13 protein-coding genes and 1 CRISPR repeat array are annotated in these 18596 nt (G+C 45.4%); of the genes, 3 read left to right on the top strand and 10 right to left on the bottom strand.

The window, feature by feature from the left end; all coding sequences use genetic code 11:
- Positions 1-25 precede the first annotated feature (25 nt).
- Positions 26-283, bottom strand: a complete 258-nt coding sequence (locus tag HG547_RS03375) for a helix-turn-helix transcriptional regulator (protein WP_348981354.1) — start codon at positions 281-283, stop codon at positions 26-28.
- A 196-nt stretch (positions 284-479) separates the two neighbouring features.
- Here HG547_RS03375 and HG547_RS03370 point away from each other — a divergent pair, with 196 nt between their 5' ends.
- Positions 480-671: a hypothetical protein gene (locus HG547_RS03370; RefSeq protein ID WP_037415839.1), complete on the top strand. Its 192-nt coding sequence runs from the start codon at positions 480-482 to the stop codon at positions 669-671.
- A gap of 124 nt (positions 672-795) precedes the next feature.
- Positions 796-1116, top strand: coding sequence for a hypothetical protein (locus tag HG547_RS03365; protein ID WP_144375450.1), 321 nt, complete (start codon positions 796-798; stop codon positions 1114-1116).
- Between the two features lie 93 nt (positions 1117-1209).
- Here the strand turns inward: HG547_RS03365 and HG547_RS03360 are convergent, their stop codons facing one another.
- From HG547_RS03360 to HG547_RS03320, 9 genes are all read right to left on the bottom strand, one after another.
- A complete protein-coding gene (locus tag HG547_RS03360; RefSeq protein WP_169547009.1) occupies positions 1210-1632 on the bottom strand; it encodes a hypothetical protein in 423 nt (140 codons plus the stop codon).
- The gene (locus HG547_RS03355; protein ID WP_169547008.1) at positions 1604-2080 is read right to left on the bottom strand and encodes a hypothetical protein; all 477 of its coding nucleotides are present in this window, start codon (positions 2078-2080) and stop codon (positions 1604-1606) included. The genes HG547_RS03360 and HG547_RS03355 overlap by 29 nt, the downstream gene beginning before the upstream one ends.
- A 161-nt stretch (positions 2081-2241) precedes the next feature.
- Positions 2242-8569: a CRISPR direct-repeat array (repeat unit 28 nt; unit sequence TTTCTAAGCTGCCTGTAAGGCAGTGAAC).
- 156 nt (positions 8570-8725) lie between these two features.
- On the bottom strand, positions 8726-9364 hold the full coding sequence (gene cas6f, locus HG547_RS03350) for a type I-F CRISPR-associated endoribonuclease Cas6/Csy4 (RefSeq protein WP_169547007.1): 639 nt from the start codon (positions 9362-9364) through the stop codon (positions 8726-8728).
- A 9-nt stretch (positions 9365-9373) separates the two neighbouring features.
- On the bottom strand, positions 9374-10417 hold the full coding sequence (gene csy3 / locus HG547_RS03345; protein ID WP_169547006.1) for a type I-F CRISPR-associated protein Csy3: 1044 nt from the start codon (positions 10415-10417) through the stop codon (positions 9374-9376).
- An 11-nt stretch (positions 10418-10428) separates the two neighbouring features.
- Positions 10429-11322, bottom strand: coding sequence for a type I-F CRISPR-associated protein Csy2 (csy2, locus tag HG547_RS03340; RefSeq protein ID WP_169547005.1), 894 nt, complete (start codon positions 11320-11322; stop codon positions 10429-10431).
- The gene (csy1, locus tag HG547_RS03335) at positions 11319-12581 is read right to left on the bottom strand and encodes a type I-F CRISPR-associated protein Csy1 (protein WP_169547004.1); all 1263 of its coding nucleotides are present in this window, start codon (positions 12579-12581) and stop codon (positions 11319-11321) included. The genes csy2 and csy1 overlap by 4 nt, the downstream gene beginning before the upstream one ends.
- Positions 12582-12811: 230 nt before the next feature.
- Positions 12812-16186, bottom strand: a complete 3375-nt coding sequence (gene cas3f, locus HG547_RS03330; protein ID WP_169547003.1) for a type I-F CRISPR-associated helicase Cas3f — start codon at positions 16184-16186, stop codon at positions 12812-12814.
- On the bottom strand, positions 16183-17232 hold the full coding sequence (gene cas1f / locus HG547_RS03325) for a type I-F CRISPR-associated endonuclease Cas1f (protein WP_211164524.1): 1050 nt from the start codon (positions 17230-17232) through the stop codon (positions 16183-16185). Before cas1f ends, cas3f begins: the two co-directional genes overlap by 4 nt.
- A gap of 181 nt (positions 17233-17413) precedes the next feature.
- Positions 17414-17596: an AlpA family transcriptional regulator gene (locus HG547_RS03320; RefSeq protein ID WP_169547002.1), complete on the bottom strand. Its 183-nt coding sequence runs from the start codon at positions 17594-17596 to the stop codon at positions 17414-17416.
- Between the two features lie 481 nt (positions 17597-18077).
- On the opposite strand from HG547_RS03320, the gene radC reads away from it, so the two are divergent.
- Positions 18078-18569: a DNA repair protein RadC gene (gene radC / locus HG547_RS03315; protein ID WP_169547001.1), complete on the top strand. Its 492-nt coding sequence runs from the start codon at positions 18078-18080 to the stop codon at positions 18567-18569.
- Positions 18570-18596: the final 27 nt, after the last annotated feature.

Raw genomic sequence — 18596 nt, 5'->3', positions numbered from 1 at the left:
TTATTTAGGTAGTAAGTTTTTATTTTTAATCTTCACTTCGAGTGCCATAAAGCCTTTCAGCCGTAATCCAAAGGTCTGAAGGGTGACAATTCAAGGCTTGGGCTAGTTTCCACACTGAAGCGATAGATGCCTTAGCCACACCACGCTCAACACTTGATACAAATGATCTTGCAAGTTCAGCTTTATCAGCTAGTTCCTCTTGGTTAAACCCCACCTCAACACGGCGCAACTTAACCGCTCGGCCGAAGGCCATCCCCATTTTTAACACTTCATCATCATTCACTTGAGAACTCCAGGGCATTGAATACTGGATAATTCTCAAGCACTGGCTATAGACAAACCACGCCATGAAGGATACATTTCGACCTGTATAGTTGTCATTTCGATATTTAAGGTCTAAAAAATGCTTCTATTATAAGTAAGCATCTTCTTTCAAGACCGGTGATGTCGTTAAACACAATTTTTAAAAGGAGTTATACATGTCTGTCGTAAAAACCATGTCAATCATAGGAATGGTGTTTTTCCCTTTATGCCTCATTCTTGCCTCTGCGTTTGCAGAAGTTGATTTAGAAGCCTCTGCCGGATGGGGGATATTTTCAGCATTATACGGGATTGGATACTCAATCACCGTTTTTGTCCAAACCAAAAAGCTCACTAATAGTGCCTCGTAATGACTCACCTTCACCCTTTGAAAAAGCAAAGGGCGTGAGTCTAGAACATTGAAAATCAACTTGATTTAACACAAGTTGATAGGGTTCAACGATACTCTGACATACAGTAAAAAGTGTGGTTTATATGATTAAAACATTGGTTATTTTAGCTTTAACTTTGATGATTTTTGGCTGTGGAAACTCGCAGCCTAACATTGAAATTACTTACGAATATCAAACAACATTTGGCTATACGTACCCAAGTATCAACGTAAAAGCCATTAGCGATACTGTAACGATAAACAAAGTCATCATAAACAGGGGAAATTGTGGCGGCACCGTAATGTCGGGACTCCCTAAATTACTTAAATTTGGAGAATCGATTTCAGTGATAGCCAATGGTGATTGTGATGTAAAACAAGTCGATGTGCTTACCGATGATGGCGATTGGTCTGTTACTTTTTGATTTAGATTATAAAAATGCATTACAACACCATATGCCCCCCGTAAGAGCATTTACTAATTGAAGAGCCAGGAAGTTGCACACCTTCGTAGCTTCCTATCTATCTGTAACATAAAGATGTGTTTGGCAGTCCGGACAGGGGTTAACCTTATTACGAATACCCATAAACATTTTGCCGCAACCAAGGCACTGGCATTTGAGCTGTTGATGTGCAGGGATAGATAAAACATGGCTTCCGGTAGTTAATTCTTTCAGTGCCTTATTGATATCTTCATCTCTCTTAGCAATACACGCCTTCTCTCGGGGATGATAATACCAATCTTTAGCCTTGATACTTGTTTGAAGCCAGCCTAATAACTGGGCTCTGGCAGTTCCTAGTTTCCCTGTTTCGACCATCGGCTGATGATAAAAAAACGTTGATAAAGCATCGATATTGAGTGTTGTAACACCAGTATTCAACTCTTGTAATAATGGCTTTTCGAGTTGGCATTTACGCCCTCGGTATTCCAAATAGAGCACTAAAGAGTGCTTTATTGAATTCATATAAAGCATCAACTTTATGCCCACAAAAATCAGCGTCTAACGTGAGCTTTACACCCGCAGAGCCCTTTAACTCCAGATCTTTAAATACCATCACTTCGGGAGGAAATTGTTCTCGTAAAACCTTTGGTACACTAACAGGCTTAAAATATGCAGGTAACTTGAGTGATGCGCCTTCCCGCAGCAATTGATGGATCATCATCCTCACGAAAACTTCAAAAGAAAACTCGCAATCAACTATTTCTACTTTAGGTGTATTTCTGGTGTGGTGAGTAAAGTGCCATTCTCGCTCATCTCCCTGATGGGCGGACAAAGGCAAAAGACAAGAAGGGCAAATACAACCACAGGCAAGCCCCCGCTCGACCCCTGCAACATCTTTCCACTCGCCAGTGGTTTTATCCTGCCCGAAAGGTACACCTAATTTCATCTCAGCCATCCTTGTTTAAATCAGCCCAATCAGCTAACACTGACTTGCATCAAAAAAACGTTGAATCAATATATGTAGACGTATAAAAAGCCCTCACCCAAAAGGCTTAATGTTATTAGGCTACATCAACGAAGAACAAATCAAATTTGTGCTGCTATTGATTTCTAAGCTGCCTGTACGGCAGTGAACTTTGCGACTCCATATTGATATTTTGGCGCACATTTCTAAGCTGCCTGTACGGCAGTGAACGGGCAACCATAGCGTCATCGTCTGCCTAAGTTTTTCTAAGCTGCCTGTACGGCAGTGAACCCACTACATCACTGCCAGCGGTTACCGTTAATTTTCTAAGCTGCCTGTACGGCAGTGAACACTTCTTAGTTTTCTTATGATGTGCGTATCAATTTCTAAGCTGCCTGTAAGGCAGTGAACGCAACCCAGATAACGGAGACATTTGGGGCTATTTTCTAAGCTGCCTGTAAGGCAGTGAACCGCAGGAGAGATAAGGATTATCTAAGCATATTTTTCTAAGCTGCCTGTAAGGCAGTGAACTCATCACTCAACTCGCACAGTGGCTTATCGTTTTTCTAAGCTGCCTGTAAGGCAGTGAACGATTTCACCTTTGATGACCGCGATGTTTCTATTTTCTAAGCTGCCTGTAAGGCAGTGAACACAATTGCCAGCTTGTCGCCTTGGGTTGGCTCTTTCTAAGCTGCCTGTAAGGCAGTGAACCAGAAACTGAGCGAACTCTTGAACAGCAGTTTTTTCTAAGCTGCCTTTAAGGCAGTGAACGAAGCGCAAATCGTTAATCATCTGGCTAGATATTTCTAAGCTGCCTGTAAGGCAGTGAACGTGCTGGAACAGGTGCTGCAACAGCAATCATTTTTCTAAGCTGCCTGTAAGGCAGTGAACCACCACCCGCGCGCGCAACGCCGCGGTGTTAATTTCTAAGCTGCCTGTAAGGCAGTGAACCCTTAACAGTTCTGCGTGCGCTTCCTTTACTCTTTCTAAGCTGCCTGTAAGGCAGTGAACAGTCCAGCCAGCCACCCACGGTCAGCCCGTCTTTTCTAAGCTGCCTGTAAGGCAGTGAACAACACACCACGACGCTTAAAGTTGCCACAGTTTTTCTAAGCTGCCTGTAAGGCAGTGAACGAGCGCCGCGTTTAGTTTTAATTAGCATGCTCTTTCTAAGCTGCCTGTAAGGCAGTGAACTCTCGGGTGTTGTTGGTACAGGTGCAACGCTTTTTCTAAGCTGCCTGTAAGGCAGTGAACGGAACGGTGGTGAACAGTGGAGGCCCACGATTTTTCTAAGCTGCCTGTAAGGCAGTGAACCGTAACGAGCCGAAGCGAGCGCTAACGCGTTATTTCTAAGCTGCCTGTAAGGCAGTGAACGGTCGCCGCTTAGCGCGTAGCCGTATGGGTACTTTCTAAGCTGCCTGTAAGGCAGTGAACCGATATGACTGTCATCACCGAAGGTGTTGTATTTTCTAAGCTGCCTGTAAGGCAGTGAACTACACGTTGCGTTGACCGTGACAGTTCCACTCTTTCTAAGCTGCCTGTAAGGCAGTGAACATTAAGCCTGATGAGCTTAGAAGGCTGCAAATTTTCTAAGCTGCCTGTAAGGCAGTGAACGCTAGTACGTAAAGAGATTGTTAGCTGGTTGGTTTCTAAGCTGCCTGTAAGGCAGTGAACTCCAAGGACCAAGCAAAAGACCTGGTTAAAAATTTCTAAGCTGCCTGTAAGGCAGTGAACAGGATGCGCACAATGTGAGAACGTTATGTTGATTTCTAAGCTGCCTGTAAGGCAGTGAACCGCAAATTAATGCATCTATTAAATCCTTAGGTTTTCTAAGCTGCCTGTAAGGCAGTGAACATGCTCAAACTTGAACTTTCCCTTACCTTCCCTTTCTAAGCTGCCTGTAAGGCAGTGAACGCTCTAGCGAGCTGGTGTTTCCGACAGATAAATTTCTAAGCTGCCTGTAAGGCAGTGAACATAACAAAGCAGGTAAGCACTGCGGTTAGTGTTTTCTAAGCTGCCTGTAAGGCAGTGAACTCCTGAATTTGATGCAGGATTTCATCGAGCTTTTTCTAAGCTGCCTGTAAGGCAGTGAACTTAACAAAGTTGCCGAAATTGCCGCCAGAGAATTTCTAAGCTGCCTGTAAGGCAGTGAACGGCAAAATGGCAATGACCACCTACGGCCTTGCTTTCTAAGCTGCCTGTAAGGCAGTGAACGGCAAAATGGCAATGACCACCTACGGCCTTGCTTTCTAAGCTGCCTGTAAGGCAGTGAACTCGCCCACCCTTTTCACGCTCTCTCGCACCTTTTTCTAAGCTGCCTGTAAGGCAGTGAACGTTTAGCTCAGTAATCGCGGCATTACCTTTCATTTCTAAGCTGCCTGTAAGGCAGTGAACAAACCTGACCACGGTGTTATCTCCGCCAGCTGTTTCTAAGCTGCCTGTAAGGCAGTGAACAGTGTCGGATTATTGGCATAGCGTCTGTACTCTTTCTAAGCTGCCTGTAAGGCAGTGAACCACTTCACAACTAACCATGACACGTGCTGGTTTTTCTAAGCTGCCTGTAAGGCAGTGAACATAGTGCCTGTAAAAATATTATCGATTGTCTCTTTCTAAGCTGCCTGTAAGGCAGTGAACGCAATGCTATTGATCATGGTGTCGCGTATGCTTTTCTAAGCTGCCTGTAAGGCAGTGAACTGATAGCGCCGTTAATGTTCACGGTTCCGTCGTTTCTAAGCTGCCTGTAAGGCAGTGAACGATCCATATGGGTAATCACCGTCGGCAGGATTTTTCTAAGCTGCCTGTAAGGCAGTGAACCTAGACCTAATCATGGTGTGGCATTACAACAATTTCTAAGCTGCCTGTAAGGCAGTGAACCGTCATTTAGTGCGTTTGCTGCTGATTCTGGTTTTCTAAGCTGCCTGTAAGGCAGTGAACATTCAGTAAATGGAGAGCAACTCGCAGACCTTTTTCTAAGCTGCCTGTAAGGCAGTGAACTAACATCGCAAAATTCCTCAATCTCGCTCACTTTTCTAAGCTGCCTGTAAGGCAGTGAACGTGCTTATCTGTTGGCGTCAACGTGCCAGCTTTTTCTAAGCTGCCTGTAAGGCAGTGAACACAACGACCTTCACCATTATCATTTTTCCATGTTTCTAAGCTGCCTGTAAGGCAGTGAACCATCACGGCAATCGGCATCACAAAAAATACGTTTTCTAAGCTGCCTGTAAGGCAGTGAACTGAGCTTTACGATAAGTTCGAGGGATGGGTAGTTTCTAAGCTGCCTGTAAGGCAGTGAACTCCCCTTGATGGGAGCGTAGCGATACGCTTTTTTTCTAAGCTGCCTGTAAGGCAGTGAACTTAATGTTGAAGTTGCACATATTGTTATTGGTTTTCTAAGCTGCCTGTAAGGCAGTGAACTTCTACTCAGCAGGGCTAGTTAAAAAATCAAATTTCTAAGCTGCCTGTAAGGCAGTGAACGGTACTTAGGATATTTTGCCAATACTTCATGATTTCTAAGCTGCCTGTAAGGCAGTGAACTAGCCGGAAGGCTGACAGGTGTTAAACGTGATTTTCTAAGCTGCCTGTAAGGCAGTGAACCAATCCAAGACACTTCTGATTTTTTACGAGTATTTCTAAGCTGCCTGTAAGGCAGTGAACATGTGGAGTCGGGCAAGTCTCAACTATCGCCATTTCTAAGCTGCCTGTAAGGCAGTGAACCAGTGATCACATTGTTCAGTGAACGGATGCCTTTTCTAAGCTGCCTGTAAGGCAGTGAACTGAGTAAGTATCGTTCAATCCGCCCTCTCACTTTTCTAAGCTGCCTGTAAGGCAGTGAACGCAAAGCGCTAAAGGGTCGCAACCTTGTGCAATTTCTAAGCTGCCTGTAAGGCAGTGAACAACCAGTCACGGTCGGGGCAGTTACGCTAACTTTTCTAAGCTGCCTGTAAGGCAGTGAACGCCAACGCGAACAGCGCGACAGAGGCGTACCTTTTCTAAGCTGCCTGTAAGGCAGTGAACCTGGCATGATAATTACTCTACGGTTAGTTTATTTTCTAAGCTGCCTGTAAGGCAGTGAACTTTATGGGATTTGTGGCGCCAATATTGCCACTTTTCTAAGCTGCCTGTAAGGCAGTGAACTTTAACGATTTTTTCATAACAATTTCCCTCTATTTCTAAGCTGCCTGTAAGGCAGTGAACGCAGTTAAAGAAGCCATTAAAGCCATGGCAACTTTCTAAGCTGCCTGTAAGGCAGTGAACAGAAGCCAAGAAGCAAGATTATCTTCCGTACATTTCTAAGCTGCCTGTAAGGCAGTGAACTTTAACGATTTTTTCATAACAATTTCCCTCTATTTCTAAGCTGCCTGTAAGGCAGTGAACTTTAACGATTTTTTCATAACAATTTCCCTCTATTTCTAAGCTGCCTGTAAGGCAGTGAACGCAGTTAAAGAAGCCATTAAAGCCATGGCAACTTTCTAAGCTGCCTGTAAGGCAGTGAACAGAAGCCAAGAAGCAAGATTATCTTCCGTACATTTCTAAGCTGCCTGTAAGGCAGTGAACTAGATGATGAGCTTGATTTGATGACTGATGCTTTTCTAAGCTGCCTGTAAGGCAGTGAACCTGTAGCTGGTGATATTACTGTTAAGCTGTCATTTCTAAGCTGCCTGTAAGGCAGTGAACGCCTGTTTAGTGTAGAACAGGTTTGGCTTGTATTTCTAAGCTGCCTGTAAGGCAGTGAACACCCATTTTTCTATGACTGGCGAAGAATCAGATTTCTAAGCTGCCTGTAAGGCAGTGAACGAATGCCTTATCGCTATCAAAACTTACTTACCTTTCTAAGCTGCCTGTAAGGCAGTGAACTTTACACCTTGGCATACTGGCGCCAGCGCCAATTTCTAAGCTGCCTGTAAGGCAGTGAACCACGCTCAAACGTATAATTTGGGAATGCATCATTTCTAAGCTGCCTGTAAGGCAGTGAACTCAGCCACCCCGACGGCCGATAGCGCAGGATATTTCTAAGCTGCCTGTAAGGCAGTGAACTCATTAAACCTCCTCGGCCTAGTGCTCGGCTATTTCTAAGCTGCCTGTAAGGCAGTGAACTCATTAAACCTCCTCGGCCTAGTGCTCGGCTATTTCTAAGCTGCCTGTAAGGCAGTGAACATCTTCGCAACCGCCTTCACCTTCCCATTCATTTTCTAAGCTGCCTGTAAGGCAGTGAACGCTCGCCATATCGCGGTGTTGAATCGATTAAATTTCTAAGCTGCCTGTAAGGCAGTGAACTCCTTGCGCTTGCGTCCATTTGCTGACCATTCTTTCTAAGCTGCCTGTAAGGCAGTGAACCCTGTTGGTAATCCTGATTGGTTTGCTCAGGCTTTCTAAGCTGCCTGTAAGGCAGTGAACATGTAGACGATTCAATTTAAGGCGTATGTCATTTTCTAAGCTGCCTGTAAGGCAGTGAACTGCGCGTCGCCACTGGCGCGGTACTCGGCCTATTTCTAAGCTGCCTGTAAGGCAGTGAACGGTGTAAAGCTTTGGGTAGTCGTGCTGTTTACTTTCTAAGCTGCCTGTAAGGCAGTGAACCACAAAATCAACGCCCTGATCCTGCTCGCAAATTTCTAAGCTGCCTGTAAGGCAGTGAACTTAAATAAACCAAATTCGTGTTATTATTTAGATTTCTAAGCTGCCTGTAAGGCAGTGAACCGATGGTCAAGTTATTGTTAAACGACATTAACTTTCTAAGCTGCCTGTAAGGCAGTGAACACGACTACTGCTTAAGCCTGCGCGCTAGCCATTTTCTAAGCTGCCTGTAAGGCAGTGAACTTCAAAGTCCATCGAAGGGCGGACCGTTGACTTTTCTAAGCTGCCTGTAAGGCAGTGAACCTGGTCCTCGAGCCACACGGCCCGCTCGTATGTTTCTAAGCTGCCTGTAAGGCAGTGAACGCGCCCTTAGCCCCCAGCGCCGCCCCTATTTGTTTCTAAGCTGCCTGTAAGGCAGTGAACGTTGTGCCCTTTCTCACCCGAATTACACGGGTTTTCTAAGCTGCCTGTAAGGCAGTGAACGCTACTGGCGATCCCTCCAATCCTGTTTGTCATTTCTAAGCTGCCTGTAAGGCAGTGAACAGTAATAAAAAGCGTCTGGCAGGACGGGTTTATTTCTAAGCTGCCTGTAAGGCAGTGAACCTTAGCCAATGCGCGCATGAGCGTGCCGCAATTTTCTAAGCTGCCTGTAAGGCAGTGAACAAGCTCGACCACCCCCTTCACTAATTTTTATCTTTCTAAGCTGCCTGTAAGGCAGTGAACAGATCACCAGACGGTTCGATAAGTATCTCATTTTTCTAAGCTGCCTGTAAGGCAGTGAACCTTATAGATAACTACATGAAGGATGCTGTGAATTTCTAAGCTGCCTGTAAGGCAGTGAACTTCAGGGACATAAATCTTGCCATAACGTTCAGTTTCTAAGCTGCCTGTAAGGCAGTGAACAATAGACTAAATCAATAAAAATAAGTTACAACAGGCAGTTAGGATAAAAATTACTTTTTTACCTTATTAAAAACCACCCATTGTAACTTGTTGTATTTAAAATATATTTTTAAAGAGCAAAAAATAAAGGGTTAAAACTTACCTTTTTCGTTCAATTTAAAAGTGCGGTACGGTAGCCAATACTGACTGTCCATTCGCTTTGCTACTCAAGCCATAGCAATCGAAGCCCCCATCTTGTGATGTGCTTTGCTGCTGCATCTGAATAAACAGCGGAAACTTGCTATTTTTTTCTGGTGAGCGTTGCTTGGTTTGCTGGCTATGCAAGTAAATAAACGGCAAAGAGCACAATGCTGTCGGCTTGCTTTGTTGCAAATCCGCTAAACATTCCACCAGCGGTTTACCGGATTTTGCTGCCCATAGTGCGGCTTTTTGCTGCATATCCCGCTCTATTCGTTCGGGCGATTTCACCTGCTTGCGTACAAAGCTTACGTAAGTTACATCGCTTGGTACGGGTTTGATCCCTTTGATGTGCACATAGTCTTCTAAGCGAGTTAGCCAGCTGTGGATATCCAACTTTTCCAATGTCGTTTGCTCTTTAGCAAATAGGCGTAACTTACTGCCGAGCGGAAATTGCGCTTGGCGATAATCAGGAAAACCGACCGCAACGAGCGATTGATTGCTACCCACTTTGTGCTCAACCAAGGCGATGTGGACTTGTTGAAAGACGTTTTGCCAAAGAAAGCCCAAGGCAATGTCAGCATCTGGCAGTAAAGTGATCTCTTGGTAGTAGTTCATCACTGCCACCTATTTGTCACTTTCGCCAAATACACCGCCACGCACCAATACCGCCATAACGTAATGCTCATCTTCTTCACGGGGCAAGTTTTCACCACGCGCCCACTTATCGAAGAAGGTGTAAAAATCTTGCTTGTCTTTCGGGGTACGGAACGCCTTTCCTAAATTGGTGACAGCGCCATAAGGTTCAATCGCAATGGCTCCTGCACTTTGCTCCTCAGATGCGTAATCTGGGTACCAAGTATCAATGGAACGCAGTGCATTACCAATTTTTTGTGAGTGCATCGCAGCATGCTCATTAACCGCATACAGGATTTTACTTTTCTTGGTTTTACTGTTGCCTTTATCCAGCACCAACTCTTCACTGGGGTAAACTTCTTGGGCTTTACCGACTTTGGCATAGCAGTCAATTTGCAACATCAAATGATCTGTTTCGCTGGCCAGTGCCTGAGCAATTCTGTCGGCCAAACTATTGATCTGTGAATCGTTATGATCAAAGTGGCGAGTACTGAATTGTTTGGCATTAAAAGTCCAAGTCTGCTCAGACCCTTTGTTTAATGCTTTGACTTGCACTTCAATCTCTTCTGCGCCAACGCGGTTGCGCCATAGAAAACGGGCATTGGCAAGGTTGGTGGCATAACGTTTCGCCAATTCGAAACAGCCATATTTGGTAATGTACTGCGAAACCGCAGCACTGTAGCTCTGTTTGAACAGCGCATTGTTACACGCCGAAGGTTGGGCAAGCCCCCCTAATACTTTGAGTGTGAAATGTAGCTTCAAAGTATCGTGATCCTGCCCCAACGCACAGGCATCCACGCGCTGCAAGTTTGGACTTTCAACTTTTGCATCGAGTTTAGCTGGATCTTTTGTGAAATCACCTGCGTCTTTCTTATTGAAGCGATTAGAAATCGTGCCACGTACCGATTTCTCTTGTAGGGCTAATGGGGTTGCTTGCGCTTTTGTTTCCCAATTACATCCAAAGAGATAGCCATCGGATGGCACTAATTTTTTTTCAAATGCGAGTACTGAAGCTGTGTCGTTATTTTTAGCCATGAGAAATTTCCTTATTGATGTTCGTTGATAGCATTAACTTGCTGACAAAGGTAAAGATCGTTTTCTAAATCGGGGTGGTATTGCCAAAGGATGTCATCGAGATGCTTAATTTTGTGCGCCATCACAAACTCGCCGAGTGTGACCACACTTTCGGCAAAGCGATGCGGCACTGAGGGATCGCGCTGATTTTTTGCTTCAGCTAATGGTGAAATACCTTGAAACCCTGTGGCGATTGGCACAATCCAACCGCTCGTCTTGCGCTGGCTATGCCAAACAACACTTTGGTCTTCAAGCTGCTCACAATGGTGGTGTACGGTGAGGTAACCAAGCAGCGCATCTAAGGCATCATCGCCTTGCTGCATTGCTTCAATCATTAAATCGCGGCGTTCAATGAGTACATAACCCGGCATCAGTTGATTGAGTAATTTTCGGGTCTCTTGCTCACTTTCAATATCAGTCGATTGATTAAATGGGCGCTGCATACTGAGAACATCGCCTCCTGCAACTTTCATGGTGGCGATAATCGCTTGCAGTTGTTCTGCGAAGCGCTCGTGCTGCACTTGATCGACATTGCCACTCCACTCAATAACTAACGAAACGTCTAGGTGGCAGCGTGCCTCTTCAATAAATGCCGAGCGCGAACCATCCTTATCGAGCGGATTACCAGTACCGATAATTGAATGAACAAAGTCACCTTCGCCTTTATGAATCTGTACATCACAACGGTGGCTTACCACCGCAGCACTATGCAGTATGAGATCTGATAAACCTGCTTGGTTCAGCTTGCGCTCTAAGGCATGCACAAAGCCTAACCATGCCGTCATCGCCGGAAAGCCAATGGTAAATGGGCTTGAAAGTGCATTGGCGTTGTGAATTTTAAGATGCGGAAGAATCAATACATTCATCGCAAGTTCTCCTTATTGCTGGCAACCACCTTTTCAATGGCCAGCAGTTCTTGGTCTGCTAGAGTTAAGGGACTGCTGATCACTTTGCTGCGGCCGTAATGGTTGATTAAGCCTCGCGCAATGTCGCGAATGATTTTATCGAGCCACTCATCCTCTTGCTGACGCTGATCAGCAAACTCTGGATAGAGCCAGATTTTTTGATCCAAAGGCAACGCACTCGATAGTTCACCGGAATACGCTTCAAGAAACAGGCGTACTTGCCACATTTTTTCAATCACCAAATCAACATATTGCTGAATACGGTAGTCGCGCCCATCACGGAGATTGATGTTGTTGTAGTCGGTGAGAAAGAGTCGATGCAGCGCTTCAAGCACCTCTTTGGCTTGCCAAGCGGTAAAACTCTCTTTGAAAAAATCCGTTCTCGGCAGACGGATATCGCGAGGTGTTAACTCCGGTGGAATCGAGGCCAGCAAATGTGCTTTACCTGCGTTTTGGTTATTGAGCACGCTGATATTTTGCGGTTTTGTGCCGCCAAACCCAATCGTGGTTAGGCCAAAGATTTCTTGGTAACCCGCAGGGTGAAATTGGCTCGTTTTTTTGCACTCTCTTGCCTCTTTTACCGCATCACCAAATCGAAGGACATCAAGACGTTTACGTAATTCAAAAAGATGGCCGGAATGAGTCAATAACGACAATAAATGATATTCCCCATCGGCTATAGGGAAATAGACTTGCTTAATCTTCGAGCTGGAAACAGACGCCTGATCGCTATCAACCATTTTTAAAAAGCCATCGCGTAGCGCCTTATATTCACAGCTTGGTATATCAAGCAATTGCCGAGCTAACTCGCTCTCTTGCTCAATATGCAACAGTAAAGAACGTTGGTCGCTCATCTCTAAGCTGAGAAACTTGTATACATCTAATGCCGCCGCATTACCGAGTGCATCTTGCTCAACACTCACATTACCGGAGCGAAGAAAACCATCTGTCCTAGGTTTGTTCTTAGCAATAATGGACGAGACGTAACCATTTTTATTTTTCCGCGCACTCGGATGGCTAAAGGTACAAGGATGCGAAGCCACAGAAATTTGCCCCGCTCTTTTGGCCGCATCAGGCAACCAATTGTCTAATAGAAAGTTTTGCTCACACTCCTGTTGTTTTTCCAATACTTCTGCATCAGACATTGCTGCACTGATGTTTTTCTTAAGCCATGCTTCTTTACGCTCCGCAAAAAAGGCTGCTATTGCTGGATCTATCACTTGACATCTCCCTTTTTGATTAAGTTTTGTCCAGTCTATAACCACCACAAAACAAGATCAACCATTATGTAATTTTTTAAATAAACATTTTGAAAATCCTTTGAAAGAGTTCTACTCATGCTGTAGCCTCTCCCTCGACTGCAAAAATGCAGCTTAGAAAATTATCTAATTGTTTAAGATGTTCACTACCATGCAGGTAGCAAAAGGCTGGATTTTTCCAGCCTTTACTTTTAGGAAGTTCTGACTAACCCTAGTTGGTCGTTGTAGCTGTATTGCTGATTACCTTCACGGTAGATAAAACTGATTTCGCCATACCGAACTGACGTGGCAAACCCCTGCTCAGGGCTTGGACTGTATAAACTGACTAACTCGCTGTAATCACGCTGTAGCCAGAGCTTCTGTTGCTGCGTTGGTGCCAGCGGCTGGTGTTCAATATTCAAGGTGCGTTCAATCGGATGTAAGCCGCCCTGCTCTTCACGCAAACAAAACTCGATACTGCGCGCTTTTTTGACTAAGTAGATTTGCACTGTGGGTTCACTTTTACGAAAGCGTTTGAAGTATTGCGGCAGTGCGGTAAGCCACCAGTAGCCGTAAATATGACCATGCAGATGCTCGTGCCAACATGACTGCGGCGCACTGTTGCGACGATTACGGCTGTATCTATCCTGGCGACTAGTATTGGCTTGCTGTGGTTTGCCAATTTGATCGGTGCCAAGGGTTTTCGCGGTGGCAAAGTGCTCTAAATCCGCCAGATTCTTTTGCGGCTCTGGTATTGTTCGTTTTTGGATACGTGCAATGGCATTGACTGATTGCAACAATGCTTCTTCGTCGACCAACTCTTTTAAATCATGGGTGACTAACGGTGAAATAGAGTCTGTTTCATAGCCGGGATGATTAAATACTCGCTCTACTCCTCCCTTGAAGCCTTTGACGTTGTATTGCAACAAGCCAATGTTGGGTATTTCCACCTCGCCATCACGATGTCTGCGCACGCGGCCTGCCATTTGAATGATCGAACGAAAAGATGAGGGTTCAATCACCGCCCAATCAAAGTCATGATCACGCCCCACTTCTTCAACTGGGGTGGCAACCAGAATGAAAATCAGGTTTTTTGCTTGGCAAACGGTTAGGTGTTCGCGTATCACGGGATGAGCAAAAGCGGCAGGGTGTTCACCCGCTTTCTCTTTGCGCTTGAGTACTTCATCCAAATGCTTTTCTTGCTCATGGCGCAGCAACAGCACCTGCTGGCTGTGATAAGCCATGCAGCGCACTTCGGTATCGGAGGGCCAATCACAACTGAGTAGATATTGGGTTAATTCGACGCAAGGTTGAATATTGGCAACCCGAACCACGCCAAACGATACCCTGGTTTGGCTCTCTGGCTCTAAGGTGTTGTGGTGCTGGTGTTTGGCCAAAACCGCTTGCTTAACTGTCTCGAAGTACTGTTTCTCAAGCGGTTGCCCACCCTGTTTAATGCATGGAATGATATCGGCTTTTCGCCTTGCAATTTGCTGTTTTAGCTTATCAACGCGTTTAGACACAAAGCGTTGTTGGAAAGCCTCATAGGCAGTTAAATCAGGATCATCGCAGCCCACCAGCTGTGTATCGGTACTAAACTCATCGACATAAACACAATTAACAGTACTGACTCGATCACGGCTGGCGGCAAACACTGCCCACCCTTGACGATAGGCATTGTATAAACCAAGGGCTAAATCCGGCGGTATGGTGGCAGAGGAAATCATCACTTTGCGCCCCAGCATGGCTGCCAGATGCACTAATCGGCCAATCGCAATCAGATCATCGCCGGTAAAGTCGTCAATTTCATCAATCACCAAGTCGGATGACATTAAACGTAAACAGGGCAGAATATAGCGCCCACCACGCTTAGTTTCGGTCGCGGCCATGATGTGATCGATGGTGCACACCAGTACTGGGGCATACAGAAGTTTTCGGTCTTTTTCTTTGGTTAAAACGGTCGTGAGCTCTTCTTCAGGCAGCACACCTTGCCAATCCAGAACATCGTTTTCATCTTGAAGACTCTCCAAAGACTCAGAACCAGCGTCAGCTTGTTCAGGTTCAATGTCATCTTTTTCAACCGTCTTACCCGATTGATGTAACTCTGAAATTGCTTTAGAGCCTATAAGTACTGCCAAGTCGCTTTCTTGCAGTTTGAGCCGTTCTTTGTATTCGTCACCGGTTTGCAAAGTGAGTGTGCGCAAGCCAAGTGCTAGAATAAAACGCAGACTTTCACCCTCTTCAGATAACGCCTGCATAATTTTGGCGTTGGCGATGGTTTTGCCACAACCGGTACTGGCCATGTTCACCACAAAATAGCCTTGGCTTTTGTCTTCCGTTTGTTCACGCCACTCATTGATTTTGCGTACCGCTTTGTCTTGCCAACGGAATGCTTTAGGCGTGTTGGCCTTAGGTGCAAGCTCGCTGAGCTCAGTGGCTTTTAGTGGCTCTGATTCAAAAAACGGCAGTAGCTTCACTGTGTTCACCGCTACTTTAGCGACATTAACTAAGTGCTCATCCAACTTTTGTTTACGTGCTTTGGTGGTGGGATCGGTATTAGCGTACAGCTCTACCGAGGTTTTCCATTGATGATCATTGGGTTGTGAAGAGTAATAGTGGTCACCTAACATCAGGCACAACCTTGCATGGTGTAGAATCCCTCGCCAACTACCATCATTTATAGCCTGAACGAGTAAAGGTAGGTGATGTAATAAGTCTTTCGCGCGGCGTTTTAGCTCAGCAAGCCAAATCGAAGAATTAGAGAGCAGCCCTAACGGAAACTCAAAACATTTCGGCAGTAGCTCGTTGTACTCATCAAAGCGGTTTTCGTAGCCCCATGCTGGAGTAATTCTGGCTAGTAAATCAGCCAACGACGAGTTATCAACTTCTCGTTGTTTATCACACAGGTCTTGCTCTTTGGGTAAAGGCAACCGGTGATGAGAAACGATCAACCAAGCGATCAAAGCTGCCGCTGTCGGTAATTCGGCAAGCGCCTTTTCTTTGGGTAATGTATTGGTATTAAAGCAAGTTTCATCAATGCCTATATCAATCAGTGAATTTAGCCAAACCTCATCAAGACGTTCATGAGTTTGATGAGTAACCCATTGCTGAAAGAGCAAACAAGATACCCACTCATGGCGTAGCGGGTCACCTTTATGCTTGGTTTTTACTTCTGGGTTTAACTTTTCCTGAAAAAGTAAAGATGCTTTACCCCAATCGTGCAGCAAAGCGGCCATGCCAGTGATCACCTTAATCAGGGGTAAATATTTCCAATCGTTTTCATATTCGCTGTTGAGCAAATCCTTCTCAGTACTATTGACTGGCACATATCCCTCTGCATTAAATTTCTTCTTGTTACCCACCACCCATAAAAACTGACTACGCGAACGGGAGCGTATCCAGTGGCAGCTGACGGCGGTGCTGCGGCTGGCGGTTTGACGCAGCATTTTTTTCACGGTCAACAAACCATCTTCGGTGATGAGCGTTTGCCAGGTGTTATCGCCAATCCGGTTGGCGAAGGCATCGAGTACCCGGCGGGTTTTCTGAAGGGCATTTTTCTCGCATTGACTGACAAAGGTGACCATCATCGTGGGTTCACCTCACTCTCTTGCTCAATCTTCGACTTGCTCTCAAGGTGCTTTTCTGGTTTGTTCTCAAGTTCGTTCTCGGACTCTGTCTGGCCTTGCAGAGCAATACTTTTCACCGTATCGAACATAAAATCGAGTGCTTTATGCTCGATAAAAGCTTGCAGTATTTGTTGGCGAAACTCTTGTTCGGTGGCGTTTTCTTTAGCGCAAACAAACGCCCATGGCAGCACAATGGCATCTTTAATTAAATCCGCGACATCGAACACTAAAGCTCCCCTTCGGGTTTTGCCATGCATGACGGCAAAGCCGTGAGGAATGCCAAGCACCCACAAGCAGCTTGCTGCAAGCCCATAGGCTAAGTAGTTGCCGTGATTCAAAAAATCATTGGCTTTGTCAGTGCATTTTTTGTCTGGTTGGTGCTGGCGAGTAAAACAGTCTTTGCCTGTGCTATTAGCGGCATACTTGTATAGCGCTTTGGTGAGCTGCGCTTCCGTAAGCAGCAGTTCGGCAGGTTTGCTGGCAGATTCGGTACGCTGGTGAAAGGTTTCAAGGGATTGTTTTATCACTTCATCTTGCAGATTAAATTTCTCAAGGGTTAGTTCTCGGTCTGATCGCCAAACACGCTGCAAGTAATCAATCCGTGCGTTTTGAAATTGCTTCGCGGCAGTTAAGCGTTTTTCATCATCAAACCAGAATGAAAGCCAGCCTTGTAAGTATTCTGTTGGGCGATATTCGCTCTGAGGCGTGAACCATTCCACCTCGCAAGCCATGTGCAGTGGCGTACCGCCGCCGCCACAAAATCCAACCAATACGCCAGCCTGTGAGAGCATGCGCATGGCGGCTTGAGTAATTGAAGTACCGTTGCCGAGCATGAGTACGGTGGTGTTGGCAATCGGAATATTGAAGTAGAGGTTTTCTTTATCGGCTTCGGTCAAATAGAGCACACGGCCATCTTTTTGCATCACACGGCAATATTCCAAGTAATACATATTGGCGCGCTTTGAGTGCAGAATTGTTTTTAAATCAGAAGGTGAAAAATCATCCATAATAAACCTTAGTGTGCTCTCCGTTTCAAATACATACTACATTCATAAACGCTTACTCACCATAACCTTGTTGTGACACCTACGTCATATTTAGCAACTAAATCATCTCTAAACTGATATCTATAATCGCGAATTTCATTTAAGACTTAACTTACTAAGTTGTGCATTCAAACTCTTAACGTTAACAATCTCTTGCTTCTATCCTTTCAAAAATCCACTCCTGTACTTCACTTTCTACCCACGCAACGGCCCTATCGCCTAATGATACGGGTTTGGGAAAAGCTCCTTCTGCGATGTATTTGTAGATGGTTGAACGGGCAAGGCCTGTGCAGTCGATAACGTCTTTTAGTCTGATTAATCTCATTTTTTGAATCCTCTGGTTTAGTTCAAACCATGAGGAGTGGCGGTTATCTTTAACTGTGAAATTTGGCGGTCTCCAACCTTTTTCACATCTATATCACTAAGATGCAGTAACACATTTACTGTCACATCCGGCTACCAGAAGCGATTGCGACCAGTGGCCAATCTATCTATTTAAACGAAGGAGGCTTTATGCCTATCGTATTTATCGCCGGCTTTATGCTTGGCGTTGGAATTTACCGCAGCCTGAAGGAGAAGGACTATGTTTAGCCTGCTCATTAATCGGCCAATGGCTGAGTTATTTATTCTCGGCGTGATTGCTGGTTACGACTGGGCGAAAAACAAAGGTATGTAGCCTAGGTTAGTCATGCCCTCACGAAGCCAAGGTGCTTGTGGGCACCTTGGCTTTTATGTCTGTTTCGAACATTTTTTAGCTATATATCACTCCTGTGCATAAGCCCATTAACGCTTTCAAGGAGCCTGATATGTCAACAAAACCTATGCACACCAGAACGACCATTCGACCAGTGACGCTATGGCCGCCCTCGGATGACGTCATCCTCGCCTCTGCCGCCAATATCATTGCCGAGCGCTATGTGAAAAAGGACGCCTATACCAATCCACAGGCCACTAAGGATTTTTTAACTTACAAACTCGGTGGTTATGAGCGGGAGGTATTTGCGGTGATGCTGCTCGATAATCAGCATCAATTACTCGAGTTTAAAGAGTTATTCTTTGGCACGTTAGATGCCGCCAGTGTTTATCCACGGGAAGTGGTTAAGGCGGTGTTAGCCGTCAATGCCGCAGCGGTGATTTTTGCCCATAACCATCCCTCCGGTGAGTCAGAACCTTCAATGGCAGATAAGCACATAACCAAACGGTTAACCGATGCGCTGGCACTTATCGATGTGCGCGTGCTTGACCATATCGTGGTTGGCCGCACGCCAGTGTCCTTTGCTGAGCGCGGTTTACTCTAGCCAACGTTTAAACCTGCCACACCTTTT

The organism is Shewanella sp. DNRA4 (assembly GCF_012843185.1).
In the GTDB taxonomy this organism is placed as follows: Bacteria; Pseudomonadota; Gammaproteobacteria; order Enterobacterales; family Shewanellaceae; genus Shewanella; species Shewanella xiamenensis.
This window is presented reverse-complemented; position numbering and strand designations above follow the sequence as displayed.